Below are 11,697 nucleotides of genomic sequence, written 5' to 3'. Positions count from 1 at the left end.
CCCCCCCCCAATCCGGGTGCAAACCCTTGTAGGGGCGGGCTTGTAGGGGCGGGCTTGTAGGGGCGGGCTTCAGCCCGCCCATCGGCCATAGTTGACGGGCGGTCTGAAGACCGCCCCTACGGAGGGAGGTCGCGATTGACGGGCGGCCTAAAGGCCGCTCCTACGGAGGGGGGACGTGGTTGACGGGCTGCCTGAAGGTCGCCCCTGCGGTGTGAGGTGGAGCGGCTTGCGGGCGAAGGCTCATCTCGGGCTTCCAACCAGGGGGTACGCTGATCCTTTCCCCAGAAAGGTGGGGGATTTCCAACGGTTTCACGATATAATCACACAGTTTCGACGGGCGACTGCACCGCGAGCGCGATGTAGCCGCCCGTTCCTTGTATTTGGGCAGAGGCGCTGGGGGCGCCTCGGAAATGGGAAAGGAAAGAAAGGGTTCAACTATGGAGAAACGAGCCTCCTGGTCCGGCAAATGGGCCTTCATCTTGGCCGCGGCCGCCTCGGCGGTGGGTCTGGGAAACATGTGGCGCTTCCCCTACCTGGCGGCGAAATACGGCGGCGGCACCTTCCTGCTCACCTATGTGGTGCTGGTGTTCACCTTCGGTGTGTCGCTGCTGTTGCTGGAGACGGCCCTCGGCCGTAAGACCGGGCAGTCCGCCATCGGCGCCTTCAAGAGCTTCGGCAAGAAGTATGCCTTCATCGGCATTCTGGCTTCGGCGGTGCCCTTCATCATCACGCCGTACTACTGCATCATCGGCGGCTGGGTGACGAAGTACACGGCGGCCTACCTGGTGAACGGGCCGGAGGCCCTGGCTGACGGCGGCGACTTCTTCACCGGCTTCATCACCTCCAACGTGGAGAGCTACATCTGGATGCTCGTGTTCATGGCCCTGGTGTTCATCGTGGTGGGCCTGGGCGTGAAGGGTGGTATCGAGAAGGCGAATCTGATCATGATGCCGGCGCTTATCATCATGGCCATCGGCATCGCCATCTACACGCTGACCATGCCGGGCGCCGTGGACGGCGCGCTGTACTACCTGACGCCCGATTTCAGCAAGTTCTCGCCCGAGCTGGTCATCAGCGCCCTGGGCCAGATGTTCTACAGCCTGTCGCTGGCCATGGGCATCATGATCACCTACGGCTCCTACATGCGCAAGCAGGACAGCCTCACCTCGTCGGTTACCCGCATCGGCTTCTTCGATCTGGGCGTGTCGTTCATCGCCGGCCTGCTCATCGTGTCGGCCGCCTTCGTGGCCGTGGGCTCGGGCGATGCCGTGGCCGCCAAGGCGGGTCCCTCGCTGATGTTCATCACGCTGCCAAACGTGTTCGTGGATATGGGCGGCATGGCCACCATCATCGGCTTCCTGTTCTTCCTGCTGGTGCTGTTCGCGGCGCTGACCAGCGCCATCTCGCTGACCGAGACGCTGGTTTCCATTGTGCAGGACGGCATGAAGTGCACGCGCGCCAAGGCCCTCGGCATTGTGATCGCCTTCGTGGTGGTTGCCGGTGCCCTGGTGAACGCGGGCTACAACGGGCTGTCGTTCATCGAGCCTCTGGGCGAGGGCTCTTCCATGCTCGACTTCGCCGATTTCATCTCCAACTCGGTGCTGATGCCCATCGTGGCGCTGCTCACCTGCGTGTTCGTCGGCTGGATCGTGAAGCCCAAGACCATCATCGACGAGGTGCGCGTGTCCAGCAAGTTCTCGCTGGCCGGTGCCTGGACCGTCATGATCAAGTACATTGCTCCCGTGCTGGTGGTCGTGATTCTGGTGGCCTACGTGGCTGCCCAGTTCGGCTTCTTCAGCATGTAGGCTTTTGTTCCGCCCGCCCTTCGGGACGGGCGGACCGCTCGATGCTGCGGGTCCGGCAGGCACCTGCCCTTGCCCCTTGTTTTCGTCGCGGCGCGTACCTGAGTACGCTTGGGCGAAAGGCGGGGCAATTGCAGGTGCCTGTCGGACCCTCGCTGTCTTCCTTGGGCGAACCTGTGAATCCGGTAATTAAGTCTTATAATGGTTCGACTGCGAAATTGGCTTCAAGTTAGGAATTTGAATGGCTCTCTCAATCGGTATCGTGGGACTGCCCAATGTGGGCAAGTCCACGCTGTTCACGGCGATGACCAACAAGGGCGGTCTGGCCGCCAACTACCCGTTCGCCACCATCGAGCCCAACGTGGGCATCGTGCCGGTGCCCGACGAGCGGCTGGACGCATTGGCCGAGATCGACCATCCGGCGAAAATCGTGCCTGCCACAGTGGAGTTCGTGGACATCGCGGGCCTGGTGGCCGGTGCGAGCCAGGGCGAGGGCCTGGGCAACCAGTTCCTCGCGAACATCCGCGAGACCGACGCCATCGCCGAGGTGGTGCGCTTCTTCGGCGACCCGGATGTGACCCACGTGGCCGGCAAGGTGGATCCGCAAAGCGACGTGGACACCATCAAGACCGAGCTCATCCTGGCCGACATCGCCACGGTGGAGAAGGCCATCCCGCGCCTTGAGAAAGAAGCCAAGCGCGACAAGTCCGGCGTGGCGAAGCTGGAGGCGGCGCGTAAGGTGCTCGCGGGCCTGAACGAGGGCCATCGCGCCCGCACCCTGGGGCTTTCCGACGACGAGGTGGCGGCCATCTACGAGCTGCATCTGCTGACCATGAAGCCGATGCTGTACATCGCGAACGTGGACGAGGGCGCTGTGGACGCCGAGCTGCCCGAGATCGACGGCTGCGTGCCCGTGCCCATTTCCGCGAAGGTGGAGGCCGACATCGCCGAGCTGGCAGAGATGGATCCGGCCGAGGCCAAGGAGTACATGGAGGCTCTGGGTCTTGCCGAGAGCGGCCTGGCGCGCCTTATCCGCGAGGCCTACGCGCTTCTGGGTCTGCAGAGCTACTTCACGAGCGGCGAGACCGAGACCCGCGCCTGGACCATTCCCGTGGGCGCGAAGGCCCCTCAGGCGGCTGGCGTCATCCACACCGACTTCGAGCGCGGCTTCATCAAAGCCGAGACGGCCTCATTCGAGGACTACGTGGCCCTCGGCGGCGAGAAGGGCTGCCGCGATGCCGGGAAGCTTCGCCAAGAAGGCAAGGAATACGTGGTGCAGGATGGCGACGTCATGCACTTCAAGTTCAACGTGTAGGCGTCCCAGCGGCGGCATCCCGGCTTTTTCGCGCTTCTGCCATCGATAGTTGCCGTAGGTCTCCCTGGCGATGTCGGCACCTCATGCCTTCGACGCTCTCACGATGGGCCTGGTGACAAAAAGGGCCTCTTCGGTGCGCGAAAATCGACTTATATAGCATCATAGGGACGCGGGCTTGTAGATTTCGGGACTTATATAGGCAAAAATCGTCCCTTTGGCTCTCTCCGGGTCTTTCGGTTGGCTATATAAGTCCGATTTTGCGCATTCGAAGGCCGCTTCACGTCACCAGGTTGCCCGATATGCGAGGATCGCGCTATGGTATGGGAATGCTAACGACGGTCCAGAAGCGAGAAAGTGCGATGGCCAAGACCCGCAAGAGTGCGATGGCTGATGATCGCGAGAATGCGACGGCGGAAGAGGAGAGGGGCAACGTGGAAGCGGAGATGCGCAATTCCATCTGGAGCGCGCCCTTCGTCGTCCTTATGGCGGTGAACTTCTTCCAGTCTATGGCGGCGTTCATGGCCAATGCCACGCTGCCGGTGTTCGCCGACTCGCTGGGGGCAACGGCCTCCATGGTGGGCGTCGTCGTGAGCTCGTTCACCCTCTCGGCGCTGCTTGTGCGCCCCTTCGCCGGCCCCGCCTTCGACAGCTTCTCGCGCAAGCGGCTCTTGCTCGTCTCCCAGGGCGTCATCTGCCTGTCGTTTTTCGCCTACGGGTTCGTCGATTCGCTGGGCGTGCTCATCGCCATCAGGCTCTTCCACGGCGTGGGAATCGGGTGCAGCGGGCCTCTGGCCATGTCGCTCGTGTCCGAGTACCTGCCGCCCGCGAAGTTCGCCAGCGGCATCAGCATTTACGCGTTGGCCCAGTCCTTCGCCCAGGTGATCGGGCCGGCCACGGGGCTCTACCTGGTGGGCGCCGTGGGATTTTCGGCCGCGTACTTTCTGGCCGCGGCGCTTCTGGTAGTGGCCATGGCCGGCATCTTCGCCATCCGCGAGCCCTACCGGGAGCGCTTGCCGTACCAGCTGAGACTCTCCCGCATGTTCGCCCGCGAGGCGGTGGGCAAGGCCTGCGCCCTCACGCTCATTGCCGTGTCGTTCTCGTGCATGGGCTCCTACGTGGTGCTCTACGGCTACGGGCGCGGCGTGGCGGATATGGGGCTGTTCTTCGTGGTGTACGCGCTGTGCCTGGTGGTGACGCGACCGGTTTTGGGCGGCCTTGCCGACAGGGTGGGAACGCCCCGGGTGCTCGTTTTCGGAACGATCTGCTTCGCCGCCTCCTATGTGGCGCTCTTTTGCGCCCAAACGCTGCCGGGTTTCCTTTTGGCCGCTGTTATCGGTTCGGCGGGGTTCGGCTGCTGCGCGCCGCTTCTGCAGTCCATGGGACTCGCTTCGGTGGGCATCGACCGGCGCGGAGCGGCCAGCAACACCATGTTCACGGGCCTCGATTTGGGAATGCTTTTGGGGCCGGTGGCCGGGGGTGCGGTGGCCGAGGCCCTGGCGTCCGCGGCCGGCGGCATCACGGACGGCTACGGGCTCATGTGGCTCGTCATGATCGTGCCGGCCTTGGGCACGCTGGCCATTGCCCTGGGATGGTGCCTGCGGGGGAGAGCCCGGCAGAGCTAAGGGGTGCGCGCAATTGCCTCGTAACGGCCCGGGCCGTGCGGGGTATACGAAGAAGGCGTCCCGGCGGCGAGGCAGGGGCGCCTTTCCTTTGTTTCGGTCTTGTTCGGTTGGGGGCGGGGCTACTCGAAGCGGCTGATGAAGCTCTCCACGGCCTCCATGGATTCCGCTGGATGGGTGACGCAGGACATGTGGGGCGCGCCAGCGATGAGGGTCCACTCGCAGCCGGGGATGAGGTCGACGCCCTCTTTGATCACGAGCGGCGTGCCCTCGTCGTCGGTGCCCGACAACGCCATGCACGGCACCTTGATGTTCTTCACGCCTTCTCGGATGTCCCAGTCGCGCATCTTGCCGGTTACCACGAACTCGCTGGCGCCCTGCATCACCATGTAGCATTCGCCGGTGCCCTCCACCTCGTCGATGAGGTACTGCGGGTAATCGCGCTCGTACAGGCCGGTTACATGGCGCTTGTAGTACTCGTCGTAGGCTGCCTTGGCCGCGGGGGTTTCGTAGTCGCCGGTGCGCTCGGCCTCGGCGATGGCGGCCTGCATCTCGGGCGGCATGTACTTGATCAGGCGATTCGCCTCGTTCAGCCAGGTGGTCATGCGCACGGGCGACGAATTGATGACAAACGAGTTCACGCCTGTATCGTCCTTCATCATGCACAGCATGCCCAGCATGCCGCCCCACGAGTTGCCGAACAGGTGGATGTCGTTCAGTCCCAGCGCCTCGCGCACGGCGTAGAACTCGTTCACCCACAGATCGTAGTCGTAGAAGCTGTCGTCCTGATGCGGGATGTTTGATTTTCCGCAGCCGATCTGGTCGTAGAACACGATCTGGCGTCCGTAGCGATCGGCCATCTCGGCGTAAGGCAGCAGGTAGTTGTGGGTGCAGCCCGGGCCACCGTGCAGTATCAGCAGCGTTTTCTTGCCCGGCTGGTTCTCGCCGACGATCTTGCAGTAGGTTTTGAATCCGTGGTAGTCGACGTATTCTTCGCGGATGTTCGCCATGGCTCTCTCCTTCGGGGCGTTCGATTTCCTGCGCGCCCATTGTACGCCTGCGGGGGCGCTTCCGCATGGCGAGTCTGCACATTTCGCCCCAGAGGTTTTCGCCATCTTGTAGAATAGCATTGCAATCAAGGCGGCATAACACGTTGGAAAGGTGCAGGGTATGGCGGAATTCAGTGAGCGAGGCGGCGCGCGGCGCCCGAATCGAGACGAGGTGCGCGAGGAGCGTCGGCGCGAGGCGGCGCGGCATACCGGCCTTATGAAGGCGGCATTCGGGACGGAGACCGACGAGGCCATTGCGGCGGCCCGCATCTACGAGGAAGGGGAGGGCCGCACCCTTCTGTGGGGCGCCGAAGCCGCCGAGGCGGCGAAGACGGCGGCTGAGATGGCCGAGGCCGATGCCGACGGGGCGCAGGCGGGTGACGGGGATGCACGCGAGGAGGCCGAGATCGCCGAGGAGGCAGCTGAGGAGGCCGAGGCGGCCGCTGGGGCCGAGGCGGCCGCTGGGGCCGAGGAGCGCCCCGCCGCTACCGAGACGACGGTCAAGGTGGTGACGTCGTTCGCCCCCGAGGCGCTGTACCGCGATGCCGCGGGCAAGACCATGATCGTGGATCCGGGCGCCTTCACGCGTCCCGGCGGCGCCTACGAGGACGGCGCCTTCGGGCCCGAGCAGATTCTCTGCTCCGAGAGCAACCTGTACCCGGTGCTTGTGGCCCACAAGCGCGACTTCTACGACAAGAACCGCGACTACCGCCGCGGCTCGCTGTTCACCGACCGCGCCCTGTACGTGCCCGACGTGCTGTTCTCGCGCGGGGGCGATACGCGCCGCGCCGACGTGCTGGTCATCGCCGAGCCGGTGCGCGCCTTCGCCCTGGAGAACCATCGCTCCGAGCGCGAGTGCGACAAGGCCCTGGCCGACCGCATCGAGACCATCTTCCGGGTGGCGGCCGCCAACGACGCCGAAACGCTCATTATGGGCGCCTTCGGCTGCGGACGCAACGGCTATCCCGTTCAGCAGGTGATCGAGCTTGCGCGGGGATGGATCGCCGATCATCCCGGCGCGGTGCCGCAGGTGGTGTTCGCCGTGCCGCGCATGCACGCCGATGCATTCCGCGAGGCCTTCGGCGCGCCCGAGCCCGAGAAGCCGACGGCGGTTGTTCAGGCCGAGCCCGAGGACGACGAGGAACGCGAGGACTGGCGCGACGTGGAGCTGCCCGAGGGCATCACGCTGCGCTAGGGTGGAAGCAGGTTGATCGCCCGCGACGGTTGTGCGCCGCGCGGGTTGGGCGGGCGGCCTTCGGGCTGCCCGCATGCTTGGAAGGGGAGCGCCATGGGCTCTGCCATGGATGTGAGAAAGGTCGGATCGCTGGAGGAAGGGGCTGCGCCCGCCAATTACGAGGCGATGGTGGCCGAGGATACCGAGGATGTGGGTCCGGGGCAGCACCTGTTCGGCGAGCCCCTGGAAATGTATCTGCTGCGCGAGCCGAAGCTGGCCGTGGCCTTCTCGGGCGGCTGCGACTCGTCTCTGTTGCTGGCGGCCGCGAAGCTCGCTGGCTGCGAGGCGCATGCCTACCTGGTGAAGACCGCCTTCCAGCCCTCCTTCGAGCTGGAAGACGCGCGGGCTGTGGCCGCGGCGCTGGATGTGCCCCTCTCGGTGGTGGAGGCCGACGTGCTCGCGCAGGCCGATATCTGCGCGAATCCGGCCGATCGCTGCTACCGCTGCAAGCGCTTCATCTTCGATGCGGTGCGCCGCGCCGCTGCGACCGACGGCTTTACGGTTGTCGTGGACGGCACCAACGCTTCCGACGACCCCGAGCGCCGCCCCGGGTTCAAGGCGCTTGTCGAGGCGGGGGTGGTGTCGCCCCTGCGCCGTGCGGGCATGACCAAGGCCAACGTGCGCCATGTGCTGGCCGGTCTGGAAGAACACTTTGGCCTTGCGCCGGGCACGCTCATGTCCGCCAAGCCCAGCTTTCCCTGCCTGGCCGTGTACGTGCCCGAGGGTGAGCCCATCACAGAAGCGTCCCTCGCCACCGCCGCGGCTGCTCGCGGACTTTAGATCCCGCGACTCCAGGCGGCTGCGTGGTGTCGATAGGGCGGCCCGTCGTTAATGGGTCTGGCGTCTCGCTAGGATGCGCGGGCGGTAGGCGAAGATACTCTGAAATGGCATAAATTGCCGGTCGTGATGCAGAAAGAGGGGGAAAGCGCGGTTTTGCGCGCAAATTACTGCATCACAACCGTCAATATGCGCTATTTTCTCCAATTTGCAGGGTCAAAGCTCTCCCGCGCTGCATCGCTACCGGCAATTTACGGCATTTCGGCTTCCCAGATCGTCTCTCTTGTTGAATCTGAACGTTCGGGTTGTCATGAGGCGGCGGGTCTGTTGAATCTTCGCGGTGCCCTCGCTCTTCGGCGCTCGGGGAGCGGCCTTTTGCTATCATGGAGCGGTTAACGTATTGAAAGCGGGGAAACCGGGCGCACGTGTGGCCCGGGTGCCCCAGAGAAGGAGCGCGATCAATGACGCAGCATCTTTCCGAGGCCGATGTGCGGGGCATTGCCGAGTACACGCGCATTGGGCTCACGGCCGAGGAGGTCGTCACCATGACGGCCGACCTGAACGCCATCATCGACAGCCTGGCTCCCATTAAGGAGTTCGATCTGGACGGCGTGCCGCCCACCTTCCATCCCATTGGCGATCTTTCCAACGTCATGCGCGATGACAAGGTTCGTGGCAGCTTCACTCAGGAAGTGGCGTTGGAAAACGCGCCGAAGCAGGAGGATGGCAGCTTCCTCATTCCGTCCATCTTGGGAGAGGGGGGTGACCGCTAATGGCTCGCACCTTCGGAGAGATGAGCGTTCGCGAGATCCAAGCCGGTCTTGCCGCCAAGGAGTTCTCGGCCGCCGAGGTGGCCCGTGGCACCTTTGATCGCATTGCCGCCGCCGATGGGGTAGTGCACTCGTTTTTGGAAACCACCGAGGAGCTGGCGCTGGATGCCGCCGCCCGCATTGACGCGGCCATCGCCGAAGGGCGCCTGGCCGAGATGGGCCCGCTCGCCGGCATTCCGGTGGGCTACAAGGACAACATGAACCTGACGGGCACCCATACCACGTGCTCCTCGAACATGCTGCGCAACTATGTGTCGCCCTACACCGCTACCTGTGTGGAGAACACCCTGCGTGCGGGCGCTCTGCCCATCGGCAAGCTGAACATGGACGAGTTCGCTTTCGGCAGCTCCACCGAGACCTCGGCCTTCGGCCCCACGCACAACCCGTGGGATACCGAGCGCGTGCCCGGCGGTTCCTCCGGCGGCAGTGCGGCGGCCGTGGCGGCGGGGCTTGTGCCCGTGACGCTCGGCTCCGACACCGGCGGCTCCATCCGCCAGCCCGGCGCCTTCTGCGGCTTGGTGGGCGTGAAGCCCACCTACGGCGTGGTGTCCCGCTACGGCGTGGTGGCTTTCGGCAGCTCGCTTGACCAGGTGGGCCCCTTCGCCCGCTCGGTGGAGGACGCGGCCCTTGCCCTGAACGCTCTGGCCGGCCGCGACGAGCTGGACTGCACGAGCCAGCCGTGCGACGTGGACTTCACGGCGAACCTCGCCGAGGGTGTGGCCGGCATGAAGGTCGGCGTTGTGCCGGCGTTCATGGAGGCGCAGGGTCTTACGCCCGAGGTGCGCGCGAAGGTGGAAGAGGCCGCCTCCGCGCTGGAGAAGATGGGCGCGGAGTTGGTGGAAGTGGAGCTTCCCCATGCCCAGGCGGCCATGAGCGCCTACTACGTGCTGGGTCCCTGCGAGGCCTTCAGCAATCTGGCCCGCTTCGACTCGGTGCGCTACGGCTACTGCGATCCGGGCCACAAGGACCTGGGCAGCCAGTACGAGGCCAGCCGCCACGAGGGCTTCGGGCCCGAGGCGCGCCGCCGCATCATGCTCGGCAGCTACCTCCTGTCGGCCGGCGTGTACGACACGTACTACTATCCGGCCCAGCAGGTGCGCACCCTCATCACGCGCGATTACGCCGCCGCCTACGAGAAGGTGGACGTGATTCTTACGCCGGTGGCGCCGCGCACCGCCTTCAAGTTCGGCGAGATTGGCGATCCCACCGAGATGTACCTGTCGGATATGTTCACCATTTCCATCAACATCGCGGGCAACGGAGGCATGTCGGTGCCCGTGGGCCTGGGCGCTGACACGCACCTGCCCGTGGGCGTGCAGCTCATCGCGCCTCCGTTCAAGGACGCGAACATGCTGCGTGCGGCCGCGGCTTTGGAGACGGTCTACGGAGCGGCCCCCGTCGCGCCGGATTTCGCCGATGGAAAGGCAGGTGCGTAAAGATGAAGACCCTCGAAGAGGTATTCGAGACCTGGGAGGCCGTCATCGGCCTGGAGATTCACGCCGAGCTGACCACGCTGGAAACGAAGATGTTCTGCGGCTGCAAGCTGGAGTTCGGCGCGGCCCCCAACACCCACACCTGCCCGGTGTGCCTGGGGCTGCCGGGTGCGCTGCCCGTGCCCAACCGCGCGGCCATCGAGTCCATCGTGCTGGCGGGTTTGGCTACCAACTGCGACATCGAGAAGCACTCGATGTTCTACCGCAAGAACTACATGTACCCCGACATGGCCAAGAACTTCCAGACCACCCAGGGCCCCATCGCCTTCTGCATGCGCGGCCACTTGGACCTGGACGTGGACGGCCGCGGGGCTGCCGAGCGCTACCGCCTGGACGCGCTTGAGCCCGGCGAGACGGACGGCAACATCACGCGCACCGAGGATGGGTACGTGGCCCATGTGGGCATCACGCGCATCCACATGGAAGAGGACGCGGGCAAGATGGTGCACCTCGGCGGCGGCGAGGGCCGCATCGCCGGCGCCACGCAGTCGCTCGTGGACTACAACCGCGCCGGTACGCCGCTCATCGAGCTGGTGACCGAGCCCGATTTGCGCACGCCCGAGGAGGCGCGCCTGTTCATGCAGAAGCTGCGCCAGATTTACCTGGCTATCGGCATCTCCGACTGCTCCATGGAAGAAGGCTCCCTGCGCTGCGACGGCAACGTGTCGCTGCGCCGCCGCGGCACCTCGGGGCTCGGCACCAAGACCGAGCTGAAGAACATGAACTCCTTCAAGAACCTGCACGACGGCCTGGCCTACGAGATCTGCCGTCAGGCCGAGGTGCTGGAGGAGGGCGGCGTCATCTACCAGGAGACGCGCCATTGGGATCCCAGCGCCAAGCGCACCATCGTCATGCGCGTGAAGGAGACGGCCGACGACTACCGCCTGTTCCCCGAGCCCGACCTGGCGCCCTACGACCTGTCCGACGAGTTCATCGAAGGCGTGCGCGCCAAGCTGCCCGAGCTGCCCGACCAGAAGGCGGCCCGCTACGCCGCCGACTTCGGGCTGTCTGCCTATGACGCGCGCCATCTGGTGGATCACCGCGCCACGGCCGACTTCTTCGACGAGTGCATGGCCCTGGCCGCGGCCGAGGCTGATGGCGGCAAGTTCGCCAAGCCGCTCGCGAACCTCATCATCAACGACGTGACGGCCTACCTGAACGCCCACGAGGGCGAGGTGCTGGCCGATACGCCGCTTTCGGCCGCCCGCGCCGTGGCGCTCGTGAAGCTGCTGACCGCTGATGCCATCTCCTCGAAGCAGGCCAAGGAGGTGTTCTCCGCCATCATGGACGAGAACAAGGATCCTGATGCCATCGTGGAGGAGCGCGGCATGAAGCAGGTGTCCGACACCGGCGCTATCGAGGCCGTGGTGGACGAGGTGATCGCCGCCAACCCCGATGAGGTGGCCCGCTACCGCGAGGGCAACGACAAGCTGATCGGGTTCTTCGTGGGCCAGTGCATGAAAGCCATGCGCGGCCAGGGCAACCCCAAGATCATCAACGAGCTTCTGGCGAGGAAGCTCGCCGAGTAGCGCGTCGGCGGGACGTATTGCCCGCCCGCAATGAGCCGGCGTCTTTCAC

At 65.1% G+C, this 11,697-nt stretch carries 9 protein-coding genes; 8 read left to right on the top strand and 1 reads right to left on the bottom strand.

Annotation, left to right across the window (positions count from 1 at the left end):
• Window positions 1–437: 437 nt before the first annotated feature.
• The 3 genes from VIN30_RS04095 to VIN30_RS04085 all read left to right on the top strand — a co-directional run bounded on the left by VIN30_RS04095 (window position 438) and on the right by VIN30_RS04085 (window position 4,739).
• Window positions 438–1,805, top strand: coding sequence for a sodium-dependent transporter (locus VIN30_RS04095; protein WP_338209496.1), 1,368 nt, complete (start codon window positions 438–440; stop codon window positions 1,803–1,805).
• 238 nt (window positions 1,806–2,043) lie between these two features.
• A complete protein-coding gene (ychF, locus tag VIN30_RS04090) occupies window positions 2,044–3,117 on the top strand; it encodes a redox-regulated ATPase YchF (RefSeq protein ID WP_326426069.1) in 1,074 nt (357 codons plus the stop codon).
• A gap of 299 nt (window positions 3,118–3,416) precedes the next feature.
• Entirely contained in the window at window positions 3,417–4,739 is a 1,323-nt protein-coding gene (locus tag VIN30_RS04085) for an MFS transporter (RefSeq protein ID WP_338209492.1), read from the top strand.
• A gap of 119 nt (window positions 4,740–4,858) precedes the next feature.
• On the opposite strand, the gene VIN30_RS04080 is transcribed toward VIN30_RS04085, so the two are convergent.
• Entirely contained in the window at window positions 4,859–5,746 is an 888-nt protein-coding gene (locus tag VIN30_RS04080) for a proline iminopeptidase-family hydrolase (RefSeq protein ID WP_338209491.1), read from the bottom strand.
• A 160-nt stretch (window positions 5,747–5,906) separates the two neighbouring features.
• On the opposite strand from VIN30_RS04080, the gene VIN30_RS04075 reads away from it, so the two are divergent.
• From VIN30_RS04075 to gatB, 5 genes are all read left to right on the top strand, one after another.
• Window positions 5,907–6,980, top strand: a complete 1,074-nt coding sequence (locus VIN30_RS04075) for a TIGR02452 family protein (protein ID WP_338209490.1) — start codon at window positions 5,907–5,909, stop codon at window positions 6,978–6,980.
• A 93-nt stretch (window positions 6,981–7,073) separates the two neighbouring features.
• Window positions 7,074–7,799, top strand: a complete 726-nt coding sequence (gene larE, locus VIN30_RS04070) for an ATP-dependent sacrificial sulfur transferase LarE (RefSeq protein ID WP_338209489.1) — start codon at window positions 7,074–7,076, stop codon at window positions 7,797–7,799.
• A 458-nt stretch (window positions 7,800–8,257) separates the two neighbouring features.
• On the top strand, window positions 8,258–8,569 hold the full coding sequence (gene gatC / locus VIN30_RS04065) for an Asp-tRNA(Asn)/Glu-tRNA(Gln) amidotransferase subunit GatC (RefSeq protein WP_338209487.1): 312 nt from the start codon (window positions 8,258–8,260) through the stop codon (window positions 8,567–8,569).
• Complete coding sequence (gene gatA / locus VIN30_RS04060; protein ID WP_338209485.1) at window positions 8,569–10,062, top strand: Asp-tRNA(Asn)/Glu-tRNA(Gln) amidotransferase subunit GatA; 1,494 nt, start codon at window positions 8,569–8,571, stop codon at window positions 10,060–10,062. Before gatC ends, gatA begins: the two co-directional genes overlap by 1 nt.
• 2 nt (window positions 10,063–10,064) lie before the next feature.
• Window positions 10,065–11,648 (top strand): Asp-tRNA(Asn)/Glu-tRNA(Gln) amidotransferase subunit GatB, encoded by a 1,584-nt coding sequence (gatB, locus tag VIN30_RS04055; RefSeq protein ID WP_338209483.1) that lies wholly within the window; start codon window positions 10,065–10,067, stop codon window positions 11,646–11,648.
• The last annotated feature ends 49 nt before the right edge of the window (window positions 11,649–11,697 follow it).

This window comes from Adlercreutzia wanghongyangiae, assembly GCF_035989245.1.
GTDB lineage: Bacteria > Actinomycetota > Coriobacteriia > Coriobacteriales > Eggerthellaceae > Adlercreutzia > Adlercreutzia wanghongyangiae.
The sequence above is the reverse complement of the archived record's forward strand: the minus strand, read 5'-3'. Positions and strand labels throughout refer to the sequence as shown.

Bases quoted from the DNA above. Each gene is read 5' to 3' on its own strand.
- ychF (WP_326426069.1), top strand. From the start codon at position 2,044: ATGGCTCTCTCAATCGGTATCGTGGGACTGCCCAATGTGGGCAAGTCC.
- VIN30_RS04095 (WP_338209496.1), top strand. From the start codon at position 438: ATGGAGAAACGAGCCTCCTGGTCCGGCAAATGGGCCTTCATCTTGGCC.
- gatC (WP_338209487.1), top strand. From the start codon at position 8,258: ATGACGCAGCATCTTTCCGAGGCCGATGTGCGGGGCATTGCCGAGTAC.
- VIN30_RS04085 (WP_338209492.1), top strand. From the start codon at position 3,417: ATGCGAGGATCGCGCTATGGTATGGGAATGCTAACGACGGTCCAGAAG.
- VIN30_RS04080 (WP_338209491.1), bottom strand. From the start codon at position 5,746: ATGGCGAACATCCGCGAAGAATACGTCGACTACCACGGATTCAAAACC.
- larE (WP_338209489.1), top strand. From the start codon at position 7,074: ATGGGCTCTGCCATGGATGTGAGAAAGGTCGGATCGCTGGAGGAAGGG.
- gatB (WP_338209483.1), top strand. From the start codon at position 10,065: ATGAAGACCCTCGAAGAGGTATTCGAGACCTGGGAGGCCGTCATCGGC.
- VIN30_RS04075 (WP_338209490.1), top strand. From the start codon at position 5,907: ATGGCGGAATTCAGTGAGCGAGGCGGCGCGCGGCGCCCGAATCGAGAC.
- gatA (WP_338209485.1), top strand. From the start codon at position 8,569: ATGGCTCGCACCTTCGGAGAGATGAGCGTTCGCGAGATCCAAGCCGGT.